General features: G+C 71.4%; 15 protein-coding genes and 1 pseudogene. 5 read left to right on the top strand and 11 right to left on the bottom strand.

The features are described from left to right. The first annotated feature begins 117 nt into the window (after positions 1-117). Positions 118-1,725, top strand: coding sequence for a purple acid phosphatase family protein (locus QIS96_RS32270; protein WP_282546387.1), 1,608 nt, complete (start codon positions 118-120; stop codon positions 1,723-1,725). Here QIS96_RS32270 and QIS96_RS32265 read toward each other — a convergent pair. Both QIS96_RS32265 and QIS96_RS32260 read right to left on the bottom strand, forming a co-directional pair. Then, complete coding sequence (locus tag QIS96_RS32265) at positions 1,719-1,853, bottom strand: hypothetical protein (protein ID WP_282539081.1); 135 nt, start codon at positions 1,851-1,853, stop codon at positions 1,719-1,721. The two genes, QIS96_RS32270 and QIS96_RS32265, sit on opposite strands and share 7 nt — an antisense overlap. A gap of 279 nt (positions 1,854-2,132) precedes the next feature. Further along, positions 2,133-3,076 (bottom strand): annotated as a pseudogene (locus QIS96_RS32260) (LysR family transcriptional regulator). A gap of 110 nt (positions 3,077-3,186) precedes the next feature. Here QIS96_RS32260 and QIS96_RS32255 point away from each other — a divergent pair. Continuing rightward, complete coding sequence (locus QIS96_RS32255; protein ID WP_282546386.1) at positions 3,187-4,200, top strand: NADP-dependent oxidoreductase; 1,014 nt, start codon at positions 3,187-3,189, stop codon at positions 4,198-4,200. A gap of 263 nt (positions 4,201-4,463) precedes the next feature. On the opposite strand, the gene pruA is transcribed toward QIS96_RS32255, so the two are convergent. Continuing rightward, positions 4,464-6,095, bottom strand: a complete 1,632-nt coding sequence (pruA, locus tag QIS96_RS32250; protein ID WP_282546385.1) for an L-glutamate gamma-semialdehyde dehydrogenase — start codon at positions 6,093-6,095, stop codon at positions 4,464-4,466. Between the two features lie 239 nt (positions 6,096-6,334). Next, positions 6,335-7,261, bottom strand: coding sequence for a proline dehydrogenase family protein (locus tag QIS96_RS32245; RefSeq protein ID WP_282546384.1), 927 nt, complete (start codon positions 7,259-7,261; stop codon positions 6,335-6,337). A gap of 183 nt (positions 7,262-7,444) precedes the next feature. On the opposite strand from QIS96_RS32245, the gene QIS96_RS32240 reads away from it, so the two are divergent. Next, positions 7,445-8,641, top strand: a complete 1,197-nt coding sequence (locus tag QIS96_RS32240; RefSeq protein WP_282546383.1) for a helix-turn-helix domain-containing protein — start codon at positions 7,445-7,447, stop codon at positions 8,639-8,641. A 324-nt stretch (positions 8,642-8,965) separates the two neighbouring features. Here the strand turns inward: QIS96_RS32240 and serA are convergent, their stop codons facing one another. From serA to QIS96_RS32210, 6 genes are all read right to left on the bottom strand, one after another. Beyond that, positions 8,966-10,567 (bottom strand): phosphoglycerate dehydrogenase, encoded by a 1,602-nt coding sequence (gene serA, locus QIS96_RS32235; RefSeq protein ID WP_282546382.1) that lies wholly within the window; start codon positions 10,565-10,567, stop codon positions 8,966-8,968. A gap of 389 nt (positions 10,568-10,956) precedes the next feature. Beyond that, complete coding sequence (ilvC, locus tag QIS96_RS32230; RefSeq protein ID WP_282546381.1) at positions 10,957-11,955, bottom strand: ketol-acid reductoisomerase; 999 nt, start codon at positions 11,953-11,955, stop codon at positions 10,957-10,959. 108 nt (positions 11,956-12,063) lie between these two features. Then, positions 12,064-12,588 carry an acetolactate synthase small subunit gene (gene ilvN, locus QIS96_RS32225; protein WP_282546380.1) on the bottom strand — a complete coding sequence of 175 codons (525 nt, stop codon included), beginning with the start codon at positions 12,586-12,588 and terminating at the stop codon, positions 12,064-12,066. A gap of 29 nt (positions 12,589-12,617) precedes the next feature. Continuing rightward, positions 12,618-14,510: an acetolactate synthase large subunit gene (locus tag QIS96_RS32220; RefSeq protein ID WP_282546379.1), complete on the bottom strand. Its 1,893-nt coding sequence runs from the start codon at positions 14,508-14,510 to the stop codon at positions 12,618-12,620. Between the two features lie 236 nt (positions 14,511-14,746). Then, on the bottom strand, positions 14,747-17,809 hold the full coding sequence (locus QIS96_RS32215; RefSeq protein ID WP_282546378.1) for a putative bifunctional diguanylate cyclase/phosphodiesterase: 3,063 nt from the start codon (positions 17,807-17,809) through the stop codon (positions 14,747-14,749). 218 nt (positions 17,810-18,027) lie between these two features. Then, the gene (locus QIS96_RS32210; RefSeq protein ID WP_282546377.1) at positions 18,028-18,969 is read right to left on the bottom strand and encodes a 2-hydroxyacid dehydrogenase; all 942 of its coding nucleotides are present in this window, start codon (positions 18,967-18,969) and stop codon (positions 18,028-18,030) included. A 233-nt stretch (positions 18,970-19,202) separates the two neighbouring features. Between QIS96_RS32210 and QIS96_RS32205 the strand changes: the two genes are divergently transcribed. Together QIS96_RS32205 and QIS96_RS32200 are read left to right on the top strand one after the other, a co-directional pair. Beyond that, on the top strand, positions 19,203-20,255 hold the full coding sequence (locus QIS96_RS32205; RefSeq protein WP_282546376.1) for an aldo/keto reductase: 1,053 nt from the start codon (positions 19,203-19,205) through the stop codon (positions 20,253-20,255). A 148-nt stretch (positions 20,256-20,403) separates the two neighbouring features. Beyond that, positions 20,404-21,600, top strand: a complete 1,197-nt coding sequence (locus QIS96_RS32200) for a PQQ-dependent sugar dehydrogenase (protein WP_282546375.1) — start codon at positions 20,404-20,406, stop codon at positions 21,598-21,600. Between the two features lie 226 nt (positions 21,601-21,826). Here the strand turns inward: QIS96_RS32200 and QIS96_RS32195 are convergent, their stop codons facing one another. Next, complete coding sequence (locus tag QIS96_RS32195; RefSeq protein WP_282546374.1) at positions 21,827-22,489, bottom strand: hypothetical protein; 663 nt, start codon at positions 22,487-22,489, stop codon at positions 21,827-21,829. Positions 22,490-22,519: the final 30 nt, after the last annotated feature.

Raw genomic sequence — 22,519 nt, 5'->3', positions numbered from 1 at the left:
ACGAACAGCGCCGCAGGCTTTCGGGAAGGGGCGGGGTGGGGAAGTCACACCGAAGTGCCACCCCGCGTTCACCCCGCGTGCCGGCCACAGCCGAAAGCTACTGGCACGTTCGCCAGCATGGACACACCGAACGTGGGCATCCCCGAACAGCTCGCGCAGCGCCTCAGCATGCCGGAGCAGCACGAGTACCTGAGGGCCAAGCACGCCCGCCCCAAGGTCTCCCGGCGCGGAGCACTCATCGGCGGCCTGGTGACGGCGGGCGCCGCGGGCGGGGGCGGGGTGCTCATCGGCTCGGGGAGCGCCGCGGCCACCCCCACCCTCGCCACGAGCAGCGCCACCGCCCAGGTGGACGGCTCGCTCGTCGCCCCTTTCGGCCGCCACCTCGCCTTCGGCGCGAATCCGGCGACGCAGATGCGGATCTCCTGGCAGGTCCCGTTCGCGGTGCAGCAGCCGTACGTCCGGATCGGCACCGCCCCTTGGGAGTTGAGCCGGAAGATCGAGGCGGAGGTGCGCCCGCTGCACACCCCCGCGCTGTCGAAGAAGCTGCCGGAGGTGGACCAGTTCTACCTGCACGCCGCGTTCGACCACCTGAAGCCCGGCACGACGTACTACTACGGCGTCGGCCACGAGGGCTTCGATCCGGCGGCGCCGGAGCGGATGGGCACGATCGGCACGTTCCGTACGGCGCCCGCGAGGCCGGAGAGGTTCGTGTTCACGGCCTTCGGCGACCAGGGCGTGAGCTATCACGCGCTCGCCAACGACCAGTTGATCCTCGGTCAGAACCCGTCGTTCCATCTGCACGCGGGCGACATCTGCTACGCGGACTCCAGCGGCATGGGCAAGGAGTCGGACACGTACGACGCGCGCGTCTGGGACCAGTTCCTCGCGCAGACCGAGTCGGTGGCGAAGTCGGTGCCGTGGATGGTGACGACCGGCAACCACGACATGGAGGCCTGGTACTCGCCGAACGGCTACGGCGGCCAGTCAGCCCGCTGGTCGCTGCCGGAGAACGGCTTCGACCCTGCGAGCGCGCCCGGCGTCTACTCGTTCCGCTACGGCAGCGTCGGCGTGGTCGCCCTGGACGCCAACGACGTCTCGTACGAGATCCCCGCCAACAAGGGCTACACGGACGGCAGGCAGACGGCCTGGCTGGACAAGCGGCTCGGGGAGCTGCGCGCGGACGCGGACGTCGAGTTCATCGTGGTCTTCTTCCACCACTGCATGTACTCGACGTCCACGCACGCCTCGGACGGCGGGGTGCGCGACGCCTGGCTGGAGCTGTTCACCAAGCATCAGGTGGACCTGGTGATCAACGGCCACAACCACGTCTACGAGCGCACCGACGCCATCAAGAACGGTGAGGTGGGCAGGCCCGTGCCGATCGGCGAGCGCACGGACCCGACGCGCGACGGCATCGTGTACGTCACGGCCGGCGGCGCGGGCAAGGAGCTCTACGGCTTCGGGCCGGGCGTCGAGGACAGCTACGAGGGCCACGTGAACGACCGGGAGTCGATCGTCTCGTTCCACTGGACGAAGCTGCGGGTTCCCGACCCGGACACGGTGGAGTGGTCCCGGGTGCGGTACACCGGTTTCTCGTTCCTCGCGGTGGAGGTGGAGACCGGCGCGCAGCCGCGGATGACGGTCTCAGCGCTCGCCGAGAGCGGCGAGCGCATCGACCACTTCGAGGTCGTACGAGGTCGGAGCGGTGGCGGCGCCGCTCAGTGACCCGTCTCGCCGCCGTTGTCCCTCCGGTCGAGGGCGCGCTGGAGGGCGGCGGCGGCGTTCTTGCGCTCGGTCTCACCGATGCGCGGGGCGCGACGGACTCGGCGGGCGGCGACGGTCGTCTCGGTCATGAGAGTTCGACTCCTTCAGGACAGGGCGGAGTGCGGAGAGGGTTTTCTAACGAGACGCCGGAAGGCAGGCGGGGAGCCCGGGGCCCACAGGGGTTACCTGTGTGAGGGCCGGCTCACGACCGCCATTCGCTGGATCGAGCGAGACGTTCGGCTCCTACAAAGCTAAGCGAGCATCGAGCTGCTGTCTCCACAATTACTCGGACTTCCTACTATCTGAGACGCGATCATGAACCGGAGCCCCCTCCGGCGCTCCCGTGCACACCCGTGCACTCCCGCCACTCAGGCCTTGAGCTGCCTCAACTCCCTGATCAGGGCACGTACGGGTGCGGTTCCCGCGAGCTCGGGAGTGGTCACGTAGCCGATGGAGCGGAACGGGCGGTCCGGTCCGAGATCGGTGATCTCGACCGAGAGCGGTGCTCCGGTCAGCGAGAGTTCGGGCGTGATCGCCATTCCGTGACCGGCGCTCACCATCGAGAGCACTGCTCCGTCGTCCTCGGTCTCGACGGTCGCCCGCGGGATCCAGTCCTGCTCGCCCCACCAACGCCGGGTGTACGAGCCGCAGTTCTCCACCCAGTCGACCAGCGGCAGCGAGCGCGGCTCGGGGTGCCCGGCCGGGTGCACGAACGCGTACGGCTCCTCCCGCAGCACATCGCCGACGAGCCCCGCCGGGATCGGCGACGTCGGCCCGAACGTGCCGATCCCCACGTCGGCCCGCCCGGCCAGGACCTCGCCCGCCGTGCCCGCGCCCACTTCGCGTACGACCTTCACGCGGGCGTCGATGCCGGGGTGCCGTTCGCGCAGCCGCTGCAGCGGTTCGGGCAGCAGGTGCAGGGCGGCGCTGCGGAAGGCGACGATGCGCAACGGCCCTGCGGTGCGGCCGAGTTCGGCGCCGCGCACCTCGGCGGCCATCGCGTCGAGCAGGTGCAGTACGCGGCGGGCGTAGGCCACGGCCCGCTCCCCCGCCGCCGTCGGCGCCGCTCCCGTACGCCCGCGCGTGAACAGCACGGCGCCGAGCTTGCGCCCGCCCGTCGCCCGCCACCGCCCTACCCGAGGCCCTTCGGGCCGCCCCTCAGGATGGTGCCGCGCACCGAGTGCGAGACCGCGGACTGCGTCAGGCCGAGGGCCGCGGCCGCCGCCGAGAAGCCGCCCTCCTCGGCCACGGCGACGAGCATCCGCAGCTCGTGCGGCGCGAGGTCCCGCGCTCCCTGTTCCTGCTCGGCCATCGCGCCGCCCACCCCTCTCACCTCGCCCTATGAGCACCGCTCATGCCCGGTGCCGTTCCATGAGCCCAACCCTCTGCCCGCCCCACGGATTCCCTCCTACGTTTCCGGACATGACGAACGACACCGCCCTCACCGTCCAGCAGACCGCCCGCCCGCACGGCTTCCCCACCCCGGACCACTTCGCGTTCGTGGAGTCGCCGCTCCCGGAGCCCGCCCCGGGGACCGCGCTGGTGGAGAACCTGTACTGGTCCGTGGACCCGTACCACCGCGAGCTGATGGACGACGTGCCCGGCGGCTTCGCGCTCGACGCGCCGCTGGAGGGGCGGGCCATCGGCCGGGTCGTCGAATCCCGCGAACCCGCCCTGAAGGAGGGCGAGTTGGTATTCCACCGACAGGGCTGGCGCACGCACGCCGTGGTCGCCCCGGACGAGGTGCGCCGCCTGCCGCGCTTCGACGGGGTGCCGCTGTCGGCGTACCTGAGCGTCCTCGGCGGCACGGGACTGACGGCGTACGTGGGGCTGACCCGGATCGCCCGCCTCCGCGAGGGCGAGGACCTGTTCGTCTCGGCCGCGGCGGGCGGCGTCGGAACGGCCACGGCACGATTCGCGCGGCTCCTCGGCGCGGGGCGGATCGTGGGCAGCGCGGGCTCGGCGGCAAAGGTCGCCCACCTCACCGCGGAGGTCGGGTACGACGCGGCCTTCGACTACCACGACGGGCCCGTGGCCGAGCAGTTGGCGAAGGCGGCGCCCGACGGGTTCGACGTGTTCCTGGACAACGTCGGCGGCGAGCACCTCGGCGCGGGCATCTCCGCGCTGCGCGAGCGGGGGCGGGTGGTGCGGGTCGGCACGGTCAGCCAGTACAACGACCCGGCGGCGCCGCCCGTGCGCTTCAACCACGCCGACATCGTGGAGAAGTCGCTCCGCCTGGAGGGCTTCCTCGTCCGCGACTACCGGGACTTGCAGGACGAGTTGTACGCGTTCGTCGTACCGCATCTGCAGAGTGGGCGGGTGGGGTTGGACGAGACGGTGACGGTGGGGTTCGACGGGATCGTGCGGGCCTTCCTGGGCATGCTGCACGGGGCGAACGTCGGCAAGACCATCGTCCGCGCGTCTGGGGCGATTTGATCCCCTCCCCGCCCCTTCCCGAAAGCCTCCGGCGGTGTCTTTCGGCCTGCCCGCCGTCGTGGCTGATCGCGCAGTTCCCCGCGCCCCTGTCGGGGCCCGTATCGCCGCCCAAATCCAGCCCCTCCGGCGTTTGAGGAGCGAGGTCTGGGGCGGAGCCCCAGTTCGCGAAGGGGCGGGGTGGGGAGCAAAAACACCGCCCCCGTCCGGCGTGCGGGCCGTACGGGGGCGGGTGTTCAGGCGGCCCCGAAAGGGCCGGGTGGGCGTCAGCCCATGTGCGGGTAGCCGTACTCGGTCGGCGGGACCAGGGACTCCTTGATGGCGCGGGTCAGCGTCCAGCGCATCAGGTTCTGCGGGGCGCCGGCCTTGTCGTTGGTGCCGGAAGCGCGGCCGCCGCCGAAGGGCTGCTGGCCGACGACGGCGCCGGTCGACTTGTCGTTGATGTAGAAGTTGCCCGCGGCGAAGCGGAGCTTCTCCATGGCGTCGGCCGCGGCCGCACGGTCACCGGCGATGATCGAGCCGGTCAGGGCGTACGCCGAGACGGACTCCATCTGCGCCAGCATCTCCTCGTACTTCTCGTCCTCGTAGACGTACACCGCGAGGATCGGGCCGAAGTACTCGTCCTTGAAGACCTCGTTGTCCGGGTCGGTGCACTCGATGACGGTCGGGCGGACGAAGTAGCCCTCCGAGTCGTCGTAGGTGCCGCCCGCGACGATCGTGCAGGACGCGTCGGCCTTGGCGCGGTCGATCGCGGCCTTGTTCTTCGCGAAGGAGCGGTCGTCGATGACGGCGCCGATGAAGTTCGACAGGTCGGTGACGTCACCCATCTTGATGCCGTCGACCTCGGCCGCGAACTGCTCCTTGAAGCCGTTGTTCCAGATCGAGGCGGGGACGTACGCACGCGACGAGGCGGAGCACTTCTGGCCCTGGAACTCGAATGAGCCGCGGGTCAGCGCCGTCTTCAGGATCGCCGGGTCGGCCGACGGGTGGGCGACGACGAAGTCCTTGCCGCCGGTCTCGCCGACGATGCGCGGGTACGAGCGGTACTTCTCGATGTTGTTGCCGACCGTCTTCCACAGGTGCTGGAAGGTCTTGGTCGAGCCGGTGAAGTGGATGCCGGCGAGCTCCGGGTGCTCCAGGGCGACCTCCGAGACCGCCAGGCCGTCACCCGTGACCAGGTTGATGACGCCCTTCGGCAGACCGGCCTCCTCCAGGAGCTGCATGAGCAGCACGGCGGCGTGGGTCTGCGTCGGGGACGGCTTCCACACGACCACGTTGCCCATGAGGGCGGGCGCGGTCGGCAGGTTGCCCGCGATGGCCGTGAAGTTGAACGGCGTGATCGCGTACACGAAGCCCTCGAGCGGGCGGTGGTCCAGGCGGTTCCAGACGCCCGGCGCGTTGGCCGGGGGCTGCTCGGCGAGGATCTGGCGGGCGTACGAGACGTTGAAGCGCCAGAAGTCGATGAGCTCGCAGGGGGTGTCGATCTCGGCCTGCTGGGCGGTCTTCGACTGACCGAGCATCGTCGAGGCGGCGAGGGTCTCGCGCCACGGGCCGGAGAGCAGCTCGGCGGCGCGCAGGATGATCGCGGCGCGGTCGTCGAAGGACATCGCGCGCCAGGCCGGGGCGGCGGCGAGGGCGGCGTCGACGGCGTCCTGCGCGTCCTGCGTGGTGGCGTTGCGCGCGGTGCCGAGCACCTTCTGGTGGTTGTGCGGCTGGACGACCTGGAAGGTGTCGCCGCCGCCCATGCGACGCTCGCCGCCGATGAAACAGGGCAGGTCGATCGGGTTCTCGGCCAGCTCCTTGAGCTTGGCCTCCAGGCGGATGCGCTCGGCGGAGCCGGGGGCGTAGCCGTGCACCGGCTCATTGACGGGGGTGGGGACCTGGGTCACGGCGTCCATGGGTTACCTCTTCCGGGTGAGTCCCTTGCTTCGGCTGCCTACAGCCGACGGGCTGGCTTATCGTTGGGCGTGGTCAGGGCTTGACCGTCACGCACTCGCTACGGCGGGTGAGTGAGAAGCCCTTCGGGGCGGAGTCACGGGTTCCGTCCTCCTTGTGTGTGCGTCGCGGAATCGGCCGCTGAGTCGGCGACGGGCGGTTGTTGTCGCTCCCCGGACACCCGGGCGGCGACAACAACCGCTCAGTTCTTGGTGAGCGTCGAGCGGGCGAAGAAGAGCAGGTTGGCCGGCTTCTCCGCGAGGCGCCGCATGAAGTAGCCGTACCAGTCGGTGCCGTAGGCGGTGTAGACGCGCATGCGGTGTCCCTCGGCGGCCAGGCGGACGTGCTCCTCGCTGCGGATGCCGTACAGCATCTGGAACTCGTATTCGTCGAGCTTGCGGCCGGCGCGGCGGGCGAGCTCCTGGCTGATGGCGATGAGGCGCGGGTCGTGGGACCCGATCATCGGATACCCGGAACCCTCCATGAGGATGCGGGTGATGCGGACGTACGCCTTGTCGATCTCCGCCTTGTCCTGGTACGCGACCTCGGCGGGCTCCTTGTAGGCGCCCTTGACGATCCGGACGCGGCTGCCGTTCGCGGCGAGGCGGCGGGCGTCGTCCTCGGTGCGGAACAGGTAGGCCTGGATGACGCAGCCGGTCTGCGGGAAGTCCTTCCGCAGCTCGTCGTGGATGGCGAACATCGAGTCGAGGGTGGTGTGGTCCTCGGCGTCGAGGGTGACGGTGGTGCCGATGGCGGCGGCGGCCTCGACGACGGGGCGCACGTTGGCGAGCGCCAGCTCGTGGCCGCCTTCCAGCGCCTGGCCGAACATCGAAAGCTTCACGGACATCTCGGCCTTGGTGCCGAGGCCGAGGTCCTTCAGGTGCGCGATCAGGTCGAGGTACGCGTCCCGGGCGGCGGCGGCCTGCTCGGGCGTGGTGATGTCCTCGCCGACGACGTCCAGGGTCACTTCGAGGCCCTTGGCGACGGCGTCCTCGACGACCGGCACGACCTGGTCGACGGTCTCACCGGGGATGAACCGTTCGACGACCTGCTTGGTGCCCGGGGCGGCCGACACGAAGCGGCGCATCTTGTCGCTGCGCGACGCGGCGAGAATCACGGGAGCCAGCACGGGGCACCTCCAGGACGGATGTGAAGGGAGCGGCTCCGAAGCGGTCGGTGACCGAAAGGGAGCGGCAGGGGGAACCACCGTGAAACCTAAGGTTCGCTCCGATCGTGAACCATCGACAGGTGTCACGCATCCGTGCCCTGCATCTCAGACATCTGTATGGGACGGGCTTCCGGGTGCCGCACAATGGCCCTCGTGAAGGGCGATTACCAGGACCTGGTCGATGAGATCTCCGCGCTGCTCGGCGCCCCCGCAACCTTGGAGAACCGGGATTTCGAGCTGATCGCGTTCGGCGCGCAGGACAGCGACGGCATGGACGAGCTGGACCTCGATCCGGTGCGTACGCGCTCGATCCTGACCCGGAAGTCGACGGCGGCCGTGCGGGCCTGGTTCGAGGGCTTCGGCATCACCCGCGCCGAGGGCCCGGTGCGGATCCCGGCGGCCCCGGACGCGGGCGTGCTGCGCGCCCGGATCTGTCTGCCGGTACGCCACCGGGGCGTCGTGCACGGGTACGTCTGGCTGCTGGACTCCGAGCCGGGACCTTCCGCCGCCCAACTGGACGCGGCCCTCCAGGTGACGGAGCGGATCGGGGTGCTGCTCGCGGCGGAGGCCTCGGCGGGCGACGACGTGGCCCGCGAGCTGGGTGCGCTGCTCACCGCCCCGGCGGGTTGGCAGCGCGAGGCGGCGACTACGGCGCTGCGGGACGCGCTCGGTGCGGCGGCCGAGGAGCTGCACGCCCTGGTGTGCGTCTCGCCGTGGCCGGCGTCGGCGACCCCGGGGGCGCGGCGTGTGGCGGGCACGGTCTCGGTGTGCACGGTGCCGGGACCTCCCGGGGAGGCGGCGGCCCCGCAGAACCTGGCGGCGCTGGTGCGGCTGCGCTCCGCGGAGGTGCTCGGGCCGGCCCGTACGGCGGCCACGCGGCTGCTCGACACGGTGGGCGGGGCGGGCACGGCGGGGATCGCGGCGGCCCGGCGGGGCCTTGCCGAACTGCCCGCCGCCTGGCTGGAGGCCACGGCTGCGGCGCGTGCGGCGGCGGCCCGGCGGGCGGCGGCGAGCATGGGCCCCGGCGGGGCGGCGGGCGAGGCCGAACGGATCGCGGAGTGGGCCGAGTTGGGGCCGTACCGGCTGCTCACCTCGCTGCCGGCGGAGGCCGCGCACGATCCGGTGGTGGCCCAGCTGCTCACCCGGCCCGAACTCGCCCGCACCGCCGAGGTGTTCCTCGACCAGGCGGGCCAGGCGGGGCGCACGGCGACGGCCCTCGGCATCCACCGTCAGACGCTGTACTACCGGCTGTCGCGCGTGGAGCAGCTCACCGGCCTGGACCTGGACGGCGGCGAGGACCGCTTGCTGCTGCACATGGCCCTGAAGGCGTCCCGCCTGTAATTTCCCCTCCCCGCCCCTTCCCGAAAGTCCTGCGGACAGCTCCTGGGGGCTCCGCCCCCAGCCCCCCGCTCCTCAAACGCCGGAGGGGCTGGATCTGCCGGAGTGGGACGGGTTTTTAAGGGGCGCGGGGAACTGCGCGACTAGCCACGACGGCGCGGCAGCCGAAAGACAGCGGGGTCCAGGGGCGGCAGCCCCGGGAGAGGGGCCAGGGGCAGCAGCCCCGGTAGCCGTCCGGCGAGGACTTTCGGGAAGGGGCGGGGAGGGAAGAAAAAAAGCGGGGCCCAAGGCGCAGCAACCGCGCCCCGGGCCCCGCCAACTCCCGTACTACTCCGAGAGGTTGACCGAGCGAGCCGACGTCGCGCCGATCTCCGCCGCCAGCTCCGTCAGGACCTGCGCCGGAACCGTGTCGTCGACGGTGAGGACCGCAAGTGCCTCGCCACCCGCCGCCGCACGCGACACCTGCATGCCCGCGATGTTCAGCCCGCCCTCACCGAGGACCCGGCCGACCGTGCCGACGACGCCGGGACGGTCCGCGTACCGCAGGACCACCATGTGGTCGGCCAGCGCCAGGTCGATGTCGTGCTCGCCGATCGCGACGATCTTCTGCAGGTGCTTGGGGCCGGCAAGCGTGCCGGAGACCGCGATCTCCTCGCCGCCGGACAGCGTGCCGCGCACCGTCACGACGTTGCGGTGGTCGGGCGACTCGGACGTGGTCGTGAGCCGCACCTCGACGCCGCGCTCCTGCGCGAACAGCGGGGCGTTCACGTACGACACCGTCTCGTCGACGACGTCCTCGAACACGCCCTTGAGCGCGGAGAGTTCGAGCACCTTGACGTCGTGCTGGGTGATCTCGCCGCAGACCTCGACGTCCAGGCGGACGGCGACCTCGCTGGCGAGCGCGGTGAAGATGCGGCCGAGCTTCTCGGCGAGCGGCAGGCCGGGGCGCACGTCCTCGGCGATGACACCGCCCTGGACGTTCACCGCGTCCGGCACCAGCTCGCCGGCGAGCGCGAGGCGCACCGACTTGGCGACGGCGATGCCCGCCTTCTCCTGCGCCTCGTCCGTGGAGGCGCCGAGGTGCGGGGTGCAGACGACCTGGTCGAACTCGAAGAGCGGCGAGTCCGTGCACGGCTCCTTGGCGTACACGTCCAGGCCGGCGCCGGCGACGCGGCCCTCCTTGAGGGCGGAGAACAGCGCCTCCTCGTCGACGATCCCGCCGCGCGCGGCGTTCACGATGCGGACGCTCGGCTTGACCTTGTGCAGCGCCTCGTCGCCGATGAGACCGAGGGTCTCGGGCGTCTTGGGCAGGTGCACGGTGATGAAGTCGGAGACCTCGAGGAGCTCGTCGAGCGTGAGGAGCTTGACGCCCATCTGCGCGGCCCGCGCCGGCTGTACGTACGGGTCGTACGCGACGACCTTCATGCCGAAGGCGGACATGCGCTGGGCGACCAGGACGCCGATGCGGCCGAGGCCGACGACGCCGAGGGTCTTCTCCGCGAGCTCGACACCCGTGTACTTGGAGCGCTTCCACTCGCCGTTCTTCAGCGCGGTGTTGGCCTGCGGGATGTTCCGCGCGGTGGCGACGAGGAGGCCGCAGGCCAGCTCGGCGGCGGTGACGATGTTGGACGTCGGGGCGTTGACGACCATCACGCCGGCCTTGGTGGCGGCGGAGACGTCCACGTTGTCCAGGCCGACACCGGCGCGGGCGACGACCTTGAGCTTGCCGGCGGCGGCGATGGCCTCGGCGTCCACCTTGGTGGCGGAGCGGACCAGGATCGCGTCGACATCGGCGATCGCGGGGATCAGCTCGGCGCGGTCGGCGCCGTTGCAGTGCCGGATCTCGAAGTCCGGACCCAGCGCGTCCACGGTCGCGGGCGACAGCTCTTCGGCGATGAGTACGACGGGTTTGGCAGGGTTCGAGCTCACGTGTGTCCTCACATGTCCATTGCGGACGGCCGTCCCGACGGCCGCAGGCGGAGGGGAGCGGCGCCGGTGAACTTCGGGTGCGGTCCTGCGTCGTTCGGTGCGTGCTCTCGGTGTGCCGGACGAAGGTCCTCGTAGCGGAGCTACTTGGGCCTTTGGCCGGTGCGGCGAGAGTGCGTGCCGGGCGGCGCGGGGGCGTGCCTGAGGTTCTCCGGTGTCGCGGGAGCCGCGTGGAAGACGCACGACGCTGTGGGCCTGACGCGTATGTAGTACGGCAGTCTAGTGCCGCTCTGGAGGTGGTCTTGCGCCTCTACGGCAGAGATCACCCATCTGTGTCTGACGGGCTGGACGACAGGGCCGGAGCGAGCTGCTCCGGCCCTGTCGGTCGAGGCTCAGGCCTCTTCGTTCACCCAGCTCATGAGCTTGCGCAGCTCCTTGCCGGTGGTCTCCAGGAGGTGCTCGGAGTCCGCGGTCTTGTACTCGTTGTACTTCTTCAGACCGCCGTGGTACTCGTCCATCCAGTTCTTGGCGAAGGTGCCGTCCTGGATCTCCGCGAGGACCTTCTTCATCTCGGCCTTGGTGGCGTCCGTGATGATGCGCGGGCCGGTGACGTAGTCGCCCCACTCGGCGGTCTCGGAGATGGACCAGCGCATCTTCTCCAGGCCGCCCTCGTACATGAGGTCCACGATGAGCTTCAGCTCGTGCAGGCACTCGAAGTACGCGATCTCCGGCTGGTAGCCGGCCTCGGTCAGGGTCTCGAAACCGGCCTTGACCAGCGCGGCCGTACCACCGCAGAGGACGGCCTGCTCGCCGAACAGGTCGGTCTCGGTCTCCTCGGTGAAGGTCGTCTTGATGACGCCGGCGCGGGTGCCGCCGATGCCCTTCGCGTACGACAGGGCGAGGGCGAAGCCGTTGCCGGTCGCGTCCTGCTCGACGGCGGCGATGCACGGAACGCCGCGGCCCTCCTCGTACTGGCGGCGGACCAGGTGGCCCGGACCCTTCGGGGCGACCATGCAGACGTCGACGCCGGCCGGGGGCTTGATGAAGCCGTAGCGGATGTTCAGGCCGTGGCCGAAGAACAGGGCGTCGCCGTCCTTCAGGTTCGGGGCGATGTGCTCCTCGTAGACCTGGGCCTGGATCGGGTCCGGGACGAGGATCATGATGACGTCGGCCTCGGCGGCGGCCTCCGACGGGGTGACCACGCGCAGGCCCTGCTCCTCGGCCTTGGCCTTGGACTTCGAGCCCTCGTGCAGGCCGACGCGGACGTCGACGCCCGAGTCGCGCAGGGACAGCGCGTGGGCGTGGCCCTGGCTGCCGTAACCGATGACCGCGACCTTGCGGCCCTGGATGATGGACAGGTCCGCGTCGTTGTCGTAGAACAGCTCGGCCACTGGAAATCTCCTATGTGTGCTGGTGGTGCTTCCCACCGTACGGCGGGCGGGGGTTGGGAGGTTGTCGGGTCTCGGTATCCGAGAGGTGCGCGTCGGGGCGCGCGGCGCTCAGGCGGAGCGGTCGAGGGCGCGCAGCGAGCGGTCCGTGATGGAGCGCGAGCCGCGGCCGATGGCGATCGTGCCGGACTGGACGAGTTCCTTGATGCCGAAGGGCTCCAGCATCTTGAGCATCGCCTCCAGCTTGTCGCTGGATCCGGTGGCCTCGATGGTGACCGCCTCGGGCGAGACGTCCACGGTCTTGGCGCGGAACAGCTGGACGATCTCGACGATCTGCGACCGGGTCTCGTTGTCGGCGCGGACCTTGGCGAGGACCAGCTCGCGCTGGACGGCCTGGCCGGGCTCGAGCTCCACGATCTTCAGGACGTTGACGAGCTTGTTCAGCTGCTTGGTGACCTGTTCGAGGGGGAGGTCCTCGACGTTCACCACGATGGTGATGCGGGAGATGTCGGGGTGCTCGGTGACGCCGACCGCGAGCGAGTCGATGTTGAAGCCGCGGCGCGAGAACAGGGCGGCGATCCGGGCGAGGATGCCGGGGGTGTTCTCGACGAGAACGGAGAGCGTGTGCTTGGACATGGTGTCTGTTCCTTCGTCTCTCTCAGTTCTCAGTCGTCGGCCATGTCGCCGAAGTCGGGGCGGACGCCCCGGGCGGCCATGACCTCGTCGTTGGAGGTGCCGGCGGCGACCATCGGCCAGACCTGGGCGTCCTCGTGGACGATGAAGTCGACGACGACGGGGCGGTCGTTGATGGCGTTGGCCTCGGCGATGACCTTGTCGAGGTCGGCCGGGTCCTCGCAGCGCAGCGCCACACAGCCCATGGCCTCGGACAGCTTCACGAAGTCTGGGACGCGGGTGCCCTTGCGGGCGGCCTGGCTGGCGCCGACCTGGGAGCCGGTGTTCTCGTGGCCGGTCTCCTCGGCGTGCAGCACGGTGTTGGAGTACCGGCCGTCGTAGAACAGGTTCTGCCACTGGCGGACCATGCCGAGGGCGCCGTTGTTGATGACCGCGACCTTGATCGGGATGTTGTTCAGGGCGCAGGTGGTCAGTTCCTGGTTGGTCATCTGGAAGCAGCCGTCGCCGTCGATGGCCCACACCGGGGCCTCGGGCTTGCCGGCCTTGGCGCCCATGGCGGCCGGGACCGCGTAGCCCATCGTTCCGGCGCCGCCGGAGTTGAGCCAGGTCGCGGGCTTCTCGTAGTCGATGAAGTGCGCGGCCCACATCTGGTGCTGGCCGACGCCGGCCGCGAACACCGTGCCCTCCGGGGCGAGTTGGCCGATCCGCTGGATGACCTGCTGCGGGGCGAGGCTGCCGTCCGCGGGCAGGTCGTAGCTGAGCGGGTAGGTCTCGCGCCACTTGTTGAGCAGGTCCCACCAGGCGGCGTACCCGTCCTTGGCGGCCTCGCCGGCGTTGCCGTCGGCGGTCTCGGCCTGCACGGCCTGGACCAGGTCGGCGATGACCTCGCGGGCGTCGCCCACGATCGGGACGTCGGCGGTGCGGTTCTTGCCGATCTCCGCGGGGTCGATGTCGGCGTGCACGACCTTCGCGTGCGGGGCGAAGGAGTCGAGCTTGCCGGTGACGCGGTCGTCGAAGCGGGCTCCGAGGGCGACGATCAGGTCGGCCTTCTGCAGCGCGGTGACGGCGGTGACCGCACCGTGCATGCCCGGCATTCCCACGTGCAGCGGGTGGCTGTCGGGGAACGCGCCGAGCGCCATCAGGGTGGTGGTGACGGGCGCCCGGGTGAGTTCGGCGAGGACCTTCAGCTCGGCGGTGGCGTGTGCCTTGAGGACACCGCCGCCGACGTAGAGGACGGGCCGCTTGGCCTGGGTGATCAGCTTGGCGGCCTCGCGGATCTGCTTGGCGTGCGGCTTGGTCACCGGCCGGTAGCCCGGCAGGTCGGTCTGCGGCGGCCAGCTGAAGGTGGTCTTCGCCTGCAGCGCGTCCTTGGCGATGTCGACCAGGACCGGGCCGGGACGGCCGGTGGAGGCGATGTGGAAGGCCTCGGCGATCGTCCTCGGGATGTCCTCGGCCCTGGTGACGAGGAAGTTGTGCTTGGTGATCGGCATGGTGATGCCGACGATGTCCGCCTCCTGGAAGGCGTCCGTGCCGATGGCCTTGGAGGCGACCTGGCCGGTGATCGCGACGAGCGGCACGGAGTCCATGTGCGCGTCGGCGATGGGCGTGACCAGGTTGGTCGCGCCGGGGCCGGAGGTCGCCATGCAGACGCCGACCTTGCCGGTGGCCTGGGCGTAACCGGTGGCCGCGTGGCCCGCGCCCTGCTCGTGGCGGACCAGGATGTGACGGACCTTGGTGGAGTCCATCAGCGGGTCGTACGCCGGCATGATCGCGCCGCCCGGGATGCCGAATACCGTCTCGGCCCCGACTTCCTCGAGAGAACGAATGAGGGACTGCGCGCCCGTCAGCTGCTCTGCGGGGGCGGTCTGCTGTCCAGAGGGTCGGGGCCGCGGCTGCGGATGGGACCCGGTGGCCTGCTCGGTCATCGGCTTCTCTTCTCGGGAGCTAAGAGGGTGTTTTGCGAGAGTTTCTACGGTGATGCGGGGCGGTGCCAGTGCAACAAAAAACCCCTCGTGCCCGGAGGCAAGCGAGGGGAGCGCGTCGGTGCCGTAGCGCTGAGATCTCTGCGGTGTCCGCAGGCTCAGCCTTAGCCGACGCGCTTTCCAAGTACGAGAATTCGGGTGCGCATGGCACTGACCTTCCCCCTCACCGCAGGGGACTGTCAAGTGGGTGGGACGGCAGTCTCATTATGTGAGCGGAGTCGGGTGTCTCTGGTAGCGCCGATCACCGCCCCGCCCACGAAGACCGGCTCGGCCGGGCCCTGCGGCAGCGGATAGTCCCCGCCGGCGAGCGCCCGGCGCAGCCGGTACTCGTCCACGGGTCCGGAGAAGGCCATGCCCTGGCCGTGCGTACAGCCCATCTCGCGCAGGGCCACGACCTGCTCGGGCAGGTCCACTCCGTCGGCCACGGACTGCAGGCCGAGGTCGCCCGCGATGCGCAGCAGACCGCTGGTGATCTTGTGGAGTCTGGCCGATTCGACCACCCCCTCGACCAGGGAGCGGTCCAGTTTCAGTACGTCCACGGGGAGTCGGCGCAGTGCGTTGATCGCGGCGTGGCCGGTGCCGAGGCCGTCCAGGGCGATGCGGACGCCGAGGCGGCGCAGCGCGGCCAGGCGCCGCTCGAGCTCGTCGAGGGGCGTGCGCGGGTCGCTCTCGGCCAGCTCGATGACGAGGGCGCCGGAGGGCAGCCCGTACCGCGTCAGGAGCGCCTCCACGGAGCCGAGGGGCATGGAGCGGTCGAGGAGGCGCTGGGCGCCCATCCGGACGGTCACGGGGACGGCGTGCCCGGCGCGGCCGCGCTCGGCGGCCTGCTCGACGGCCTCCTCCAGGAGCCAGCGGCCCAGCTCGGCCGCGCGGTCCTGGTCGTCGGCGACGCGCAGGAACTCCGCCGGGGTGAACAGGAGTCCCTGGGCCGAGCGCCATCTGGCCTGTGCGGCGACTCCGGTGACGTCCCCGGAGTCGAGGGTCACCACGGGCTGGTGCAGGAGCACGAACTCGCCCTCGTGCAGCGCGCTGCGCAGCCGGGTGGCCAGCTCCGCCTTGCGGACCACCTCGGCCTGCATCTGGGGCGCGTAGAGGACGACACGGCCCTTGCCCGCGGCCTTGGCGCGGTACATCGCGAGGTCGGCGTTGCGCAGCAACTCCCCCGCGGTGACGCCCGGTTCGGCGAAGGAGACGCCGATGGAGGCGGCCACGCGCACGTCCCGCCCGTCGATCACGTACGGGTCGGAGAGGCGGACGCGCAGGCGGTCCGCGAGCTCGTGGATGATCCGCTCGCGGGCGGCGCGGTCCCGGTCGCCGTCGCCGACGATGAGCGCGGCGAACTCGTCGCCGCCGAGGCGGGCCGCGGTGTCCCCGGAGCGCACGGATTCGGCCAGTCTGCGGGCGGCCTGGACGAGGAGTTCGTCGCCGGCCTGGTGGCCGATGGTGTCGTTGACGCCCTTGAAGCCGTCGAGGTCGATGAAGAGCACGGCGGTGCCGCGGTCCCCGATGCGTCTGCCGCCGAGAGCGCCGGCGACGCGCTTGGTGAACAGGGCGCGGTTGGGCAGGTCGGTGAGCGGGTCGTGCTCGGCGTTGTGCTGCAACTGGGCCTGGAGGCGCACCCGTTCGGTCACGTCACGGCTGTTGAAGATGAGGCCGCCGTGGTGTCTGTTGACGGTCGACTCCACGTTCAGCCAGGTGCCGTTGCCGGAGCGGAAGCGGCATTCGATGCGCGTGGTGGGCTCGTCCTGTGGCCGTACGGCGAGGAAGCGGCGGATCTCGTGGACGACGCGGCCGAGGTCGGCGGGGTGGATCAGCGTCGCCAGCTCGGAGCCGACCAGTTCGTCGGCGTCCCGGCCCCAGACTCCGGCGGCGGCCGGGCTGACGTACCGCAGGATGCCGTTCGGGGCGGCGATCATGATCACGTCGCTGGAGCCCTGCACCAGGGAGCGGAAGTGGTTCTCCTTCTGGGCGAGTTCCTGGGTGAGCGTGATGTTGTCGAGCAGCATGATCGCCTGGCGGACGACCAGGGCGAGGACCACCGTGCAGGCGGTGAAGAGCACGACGCGGTCGACGCTGCGGCCGTTGAGGGTGTTGTAGAGGATCCCCAACGTGCAGACGGCGGCGGCCAGATAGGGCGTGAGCGCGGCGAGCGAGCCGGCGATGGGGCGCGGCCCGCGCCCGGCGGCGTGCCGCAGCCCGGCCGCGTCGACCGCGCGTCTCGCCTCGGGGCCGGTCTCGGGCGCCGGTTCGCTCGCGGCCTGCTCGCGGGAGGTGACCCACGGGGCGTACGCGAGGAGCAGGGAGCCCGCGAACCAGCCGGCGTCGAGGATCTGGCCCGAGCGGTACGACTCCCGCAGGAGCGGGGAGGTGAACAGGGCGTCGCACATCACGGTCAGGGCTATCGCGGCGATCGCGGTGTTCACCGCGGAGCGGTTGGTCGCGGAGCGCCGGAAGTGCAGCGCGAGGACCATGCTGACGAGCGCGATGTCGAGCAGCGGGTACGCGAGCGACAGCGCGGCGTGCGAGACGCTGAGGTCGCCGAACTCGGCGGTGTGCGCGAGGGCCAGGCTCCACGCGAGGGTCAGGAGCGAGCCGCCGATCAGCCAGGAGTCGAGGCCGAGGCAGACCCAGCCGGCGCGCGTGACGGGCCGTTTGGCGAGCACGAGCAGCCCGACGATGGCGGGCGGCGCGAAGCACAGGAAGAACAGGTCGGCGAGGCTCGGGCTGGGCACGGGGCGCTGGAGCACCACTTCGTACCAGCCCCAGACGGCGTTGCCGAGGGCGGCCATCGCGGAGGAGAGGCCGAACAGCAGCCACGCGGGCCGGAAGCGGCTGCGCCTGCTGCGGGCGTAGAGGACGCACGAGACGGCGGCCGTCGCGGCGGCAGCGCTGAGGCCGAAGTCGCCCATGACGTACGAGAGTCGGACCGAGCCCCAGCCGAAGGCCGAGCCGGCCGCGTAGGCCGCGCAGACGCCCGCGAACAGCAGCTGGTTCAGCTGGCTGCGGCGCGGGGCGAGGAGGTGGGCCTGCCATGCTCCCGGCGCGTTCACCGGGCCACCCACCTCGGGCGGGGCCACCGGGCCTTCGCGTCCCCGGCCGGAGCGGTCCTGCCGCGCAGCGCTCGGGCGTACGGCGCTCGCGCTCGTGGTGTTCCGCCGCGGAGCGCCCTGCGGTCGCTCGCGGGCAGCGGCACGTGCGGCAGCCGCCGTCGGCGGCCTCGCCGCGTCGGAGTGTTCGTCCATCGGCCGTGCATCGCCACTCGCCCCCCTCGTCCTCTGCTGTCTCCCCGGCGCCGAACTCTGCCTGGCGCAGCCCCTGTCGGGACGATACACCAGTCTCGTCACTCAGGGACATAGTCTCTCTACGCTCCGTGACCACCTGCGGTGATGCAAGCACGGGGCGCACGCGGGCGATGGCGGAGCGTGCGCAACAGCCTTGAGGAATGGCCTGGTTGAGGCGTTTATTTGGTGGTGTGTACGACGTTGTCCACGGGATCACCGACGGCGAACCGGTTCAACTGCCGTGCCAGCAGCCGCTTTGCGCGCGGCAGGAAGGCCGAGCTGCTGCCGCCGACGTGCGGGCTCACCAGAAGCTTCGGAGCATGCCACAGCGGGTGCCCGGCCGGCAGCGGTTCCGGGTCGGTGACGTCGAGCGCCGCGCTGATCCGGCCGCTCTCCAGTTCGGCCAGGAGCGCCCCGGTGTCGACGACCGGGCCGCGGGCGACGTTCACGAGGAGCGCGCCGTCCCGCATCCCGGCCAGGAACTTCGCGTCCACGAGGCCCCTGGTCCCCTCGGTGAGGGGCGTGCAGAGGATCACCACGTCCGCCTCCGGGAGCAGGGCGGGCAGTTCGACGAACGGATGCACGGGGCCGCGCTCCGTCGTACGGGCGGAGCGCGCGAGGCGCACCACCCGCGCGCACTCGAAGGGAGCGAGCCTGTCCTCGACGGCGGCGCCGATCGACCCGTACCCCACGATGAGCACCGATTTGTCGGCCAGGGCCGGGTAGAAGCCGGAGCGCCACTCCTCCTTGCGCTGTCCCTCGACGAAGCCGGGGATGCCGCGCAGCGAGGCCAGGATCAGGGCGAGGGCCAGCTCGGCGGTGGACGCCTCGTGCACACCGCGCGCGTTGCACAGCCGGACGCCGGGGCCCAGGTCCGGGGCGCCGGGCAGGATGTGGTCCATGCCGGCGGTGAGGGTCTGCACGACCTGTACGGACGTCATCGCGGAGAGCGGGCGGACGCAGACATCGGCCGTCTTCATGTACGGCACGACGTAGAACGCGCAGTCGGCCGGGTCGGCCGGGTAGGCGTCCTCGCCGTCCCAGACTCGGTAGTCGAAGCCGTCGGGCAGGCCGGGCACGGTGTCGGGCGCGAAGGGGATCCATACGTCTCGTGCGGTCATGCCAGGAGGCTAACTTCCGTTCCCGTACGGCGGGATGACGTGTTCGCCATGCGGTACGCGCGCGTGGTGGGCGGTTTCGGGGACCGGCACAGGTGCGTGCAGCGGGCGCGTTCGGGGCGCGGCACGCGCGCGTGGTGGGCGGTTTCGGGCGGTCAGGGTCGGGCTGAGCGCGGTGCCCGCCGACACAGACGTTAGTTTGGGGCGCGGTTCGTATCGTGGGGAGGAACGGGCAGGTGGAGCGCAGGACGATCGGCGCGGGGGCGCTCGATGTGGGCGCGGTCGGCCTCGGCTGCATGCCGATGAGCTGGGCCTACACCGGCTCGCAGCAGCGGGGGGACGAGTCGCTGCGTACGGTGCACGCCGCGCTCGACGCCGGTGTGAGCCTCCTGGACACGGCGGACATGTACGGGCCGTTCACCAACGAGCTGCTCGTCGGCCGGGTCCTGAAGGAGCGGCGCGGGGACGCGTTCGTGTCGACCAAGTGCGGGCTCCTCGTGGGCGAGCAGCACATCGTGGCCAACGGGCGGCCCGGCTATGTGAAGCGCGCCTGCGACGCGTCGCTCCGCCGCCTGCAGACCGATGTGATCGACCTCTACCAGCTGCACCGCTCCGACCCCGAGGTGCCGATCGAGGAGACCTGGGGCGCGATGGCGGAGCTCGTCACCGCGGGCAAGGTGCGCACGCTCGGGCTGTGCGCGGTGGGCGCGCGGGCGCAGCGAAGCGCACAGCGCAACACTCCCGCGGCGGGGCGCCGGCGGGGCTCACGGGGGCGCGGGCCCGGAGCGGCGCTGTACGAAGGAACGATCCGGCAGCTGGAGCGGGTCCAGCAGGTGTTCCCGGTGAGCGCGGTCCAGGCGGAGCTCTCGGTGTGGTCGCCGGAGGCCCTGGACACGCTGCTGCCCTGGTGCGAGGCGCGCGGCGTCGGGCTGCTCGCGGCGATGCCCCTGGGCAACGGCTTCCTGACCGGCACGCTGACGCCCGGTCAGGGTTTCGAACCCGACGATCTGCGGGCCCGGCACCCGCGGTTCACGGCCGAGACGATGGCGTCGAACCAGTCGATCGTGGTGGGTCTGCGCCGCGTCGCGGAGCGCCACGGCCCGGAGGTCACCCCGGCCCAGGTGGCGCTCGCCTGGCTGCTCACGCGTGGCCCGCACGTGGTGCCCGTACCGGGGACGAAGCGCGCGCGGTGGGCGACGGAGAACGCGGCGGCGGCCGAGCTGCGCCTGACGGACCGCGACCTGGCGGAGCTGGCGGAGCTGCCGGTGGCCGTGGACTCCTGGGAGTAGCCCTCGGCTCGCGCGGCGTCGCGGAGTGCCCCGGTCGGGTCGCCGTACGTGATTGCTGTTGCGGGGAACTTCCGCGGCTGCTGCGGTGTATGAACAGGTGAGTGTGAACGGGTGAACGTGGACGGGTGAAGCCGTCGCCGTCGAAGGGATGCCTGCCGTGCAACGACCAGCTGTGGCGGCCGTGTTGGCCCTCTCCGCCCTGCTCCTGACCGGCTGCTCCGGCGGCGGGGAGGAGGCCGGCGGCGGCCCGGGGCGCGAGCGGGGCACGGCGGCGAGCGGCGAGGCGAGCCCCGGCGGCAAGGCCTCGCCTTCGCAGCGCGGCGACGCGTCCGTACCGCCCGACAAGGGCGCGGTGAAGGTGACCGGGACGCTCACCGAGAACCTGAAGTCGCCGTGGGGACTTGCGGCGCTGCCGGGCGGGGACCTGCTCGTGTCGTCCCGTGACGAGGGCACGATCACCCGCGTCGACGGCAAGAGCGGCGAGAAGACCGAGCTCGGCTCCGTGCCGGGCGTCGCCCCGGGCGGCGAGGGCGGCCTCCTCGGCCTCGCGATCTCCCCCGACCACGGCACGGACCGCATGGTGTACGCGTACTTCACCACCGCGTCCGACAACCGCATCGCCCGCATGCTGTACGACGAGAAGAAGCCCGCGGGCGAGCAGCTCGGCGCCCCCGACACGGTGCTTCGCGGCATCCCGAAGGGCACGATCCACAACGGCGGCCGGATCGCGTTCGGCCCGGACAAGATGCTGTACGCGGGCACCGGCGAGACCGGGGACACCGGCCTCGCCCAGGACAAGGAGTCCCTCGGCGGCAAGATCCTGCGGATGACGCCGGACGGCCGGCCCGCCCCGGGCAACCCCGAGGCCGGCTCCCTCGTCTACTCGTACGGCCACCGCAATGTGCAGGGCCTCGCCTGGGACGAGCAACAGCGGCTGTGGGCGGCCGAGTTCGGGCAGCACACCTGGGACGAGCTGAACCTGATCAAGCCCGGCGGGAACTATGGCTGGCCCGAGGTCGAGGGCAGGGGCGACGGGGACGACGCGTCGAAGTACGTGAATCCGGTCGCGCAGTGGCGGACCGACGAGGCCTCGCCCAGCGGCATCGCGTGGGCCGAGGGCTCGATCTGGATGGCCGGCCTGCGCGGCGAGCGGCTCTGGCGCATCCCCCTCGACGGCACGAAAGCCGCGGCCGAGCCGCAGGCCTTCCTGACCGGGAAGTACGGGCGGCTGCGCACGGTCGTCGCCGAGGGCGGCGCGAAGCTGTGGCTGGTGACGAGCGAGACCGACACCCGGGGCGAGCCGGAGAAGGGCGACGACAGGGTGCTGCGCCTCGACGTGAAGTGAGGCTCGCCGCTCGCGAGATGAACAGCTCCTCGGCTGTCAGCCGGTTGCTGCGCCCGGCCCAGCGCGACCAGCCGCAGCACGTCCCGCTCGCGGCCCGTCAGGCCCCGGGTCACCGGCGGGAAGGGCCTCGGACCGCGCGAGGAGGGGACTTACGCGGTCCGAGGCCCTGATCCTCAGGGGGCGGAACCTGGCCTTCAGGGGGCCTGGTCCTCAGGGCAGGCCCAGGTCAGGAAGCTGAGGGCAGTCCGAGGATGAGATCCGTGTACTTGGCGACGGCGAGCAGCAGCCCGATCACGCCGAGCCCGACGCCCGCCCAGGCCACCGACTTGATCCACGGAGCCTGTGCCCGGCCGGGCGCGCCGAACGCGGGCCGGGCCAGGGCCGCGAGGCCGACGACCACGGCGAGCAGTGCGAACGCACCGCCGATCAGCGCGGTGAGGTGCCACTGGTCGCCGTAGAGCGCCTGGATCTGATCGGCGACGCCTGCGGTCTGCGCGGTCTGCAGCTGGCCGACGAGGTTGGAGCGGGCGGCGGCCACCGTGCCCACCCAACTCCCGGTCAGGGACACGACACCGAGCCCGGCGGCGACGACGGCCGCGGCTCCCTGGCCCACGCCGTGGGGCTTGTCCTGCGGTACGGGGTCGAGGTCGGCGTCGGATTCGAGTTCGGCGTCGGCGTCGGCGTCGGCGTCGGCGTCGGCGTCGAGGTCCCCGTCGAGCTCGGCAGCGTCTGCCGCGGCCTCGGCCTCGGTCCTCGTCTCGGACCGCGCCTCGGCGGAAACCGTCTCCTCGGTCGCCACCGCGTCGTCCGGCTCCACCGCTTCCACGGCCTCGTCGGACTCGACGGCGGGCTTCGTGCTGCCCCGTGCTGTCTTCGTCTCTGTGCTCATCTTGGGCACGCTAGGTGCCGCGTCTGAGAG

It is taken from the genome of Streptomyces cavernicola (assembly GCF_029968035.1).
Taxonomy (GTDB): Bacteria; Actinomycetota; Actinomycetes; order Streptomycetales; family Streptomycetaceae; genus Streptomyces; species Streptomyces cavernicola.
Note: the sequence above shows the minus strand (reverse complement) of the source record. Positions and strands in the feature narration are given on the sequence as shown.

Bases quoted from the DNA above. Each gene is read 5' to 3' on its own strand.
- QIS96_RS32270 (WP_282546387.1), top strand. From the start codon at position 118: ATGGACACACCGAACGTGGGCATCCCCGAACAGCTCGCGCAGCGCCTC.
- QIS96_RS32265 (WP_282539081.1), bottom strand. From the start codon at position 1,853: ATGACCGAGACGACCGTCGCCGCCCGCCGAGTCCGTCGCGCCCCGCGC.
- QIS96_RS32255 (WP_282546386.1), top strand. From the start codon at position 3,187: ATGACGAACGACACCGCCCTCACCGTCCAGCAGACCGCCCGCCCGCAC.
- pruA (WP_282546385.1), bottom strand. From the start codon at position 6,095: ATGGACGCCGTGACCCAGGTCCCCACCCCCGTCAATGAGCCGGTGCAC.
- QIS96_RS32240 (WP_282546383.1), top strand. From the start codon at position 7,445: ATGGCCCTCGTGAAGGGCGATTACCAGGACCTGGTCGATGAGATCTCC.
- ilvN (WP_282546380.1), bottom strand. From the start codon at position 12,588: ATGTCCAAGCACACGCTCTCCGTTCTCGTCGAGAACACCCCCGGCATC.
- QIS96_RS32220 (WP_282546379.1), bottom strand. From the start codon at position 14,510: ATGACCGAGCAGGCCACCGGGTCCCATCCGCAGCCGCGGCCCCGACCC.
- QIS96_RS32215 (WP_282546378.1), bottom strand. From the start codon at position 17,809: ATGGACGAACACTCCGACGCGGCGAGGCCGCCGACGGCGGCTGCCGCA.
- QIS96_RS32210 (WP_282546377.1), bottom strand. From the start codon at position 18,969: ATGACCGCACGAGACGTATGGATCCCCTTCGCGCCCGACACCGTGCCC.
- QIS96_RS32200 (WP_282546375.1), top strand. From the start codon at position 20,404: ATGCCTGCCGTGCAACGACCAGCTGTGGCGGCCGTGTTGGCCCTCTCC.
- QIS96_RS32195 (WP_282546374.1), bottom strand. From the start codon at position 22,489: ATGAGCACAGAGACGAAGACAGCACGGGGCAGCACGAAGCCCGCCGTC.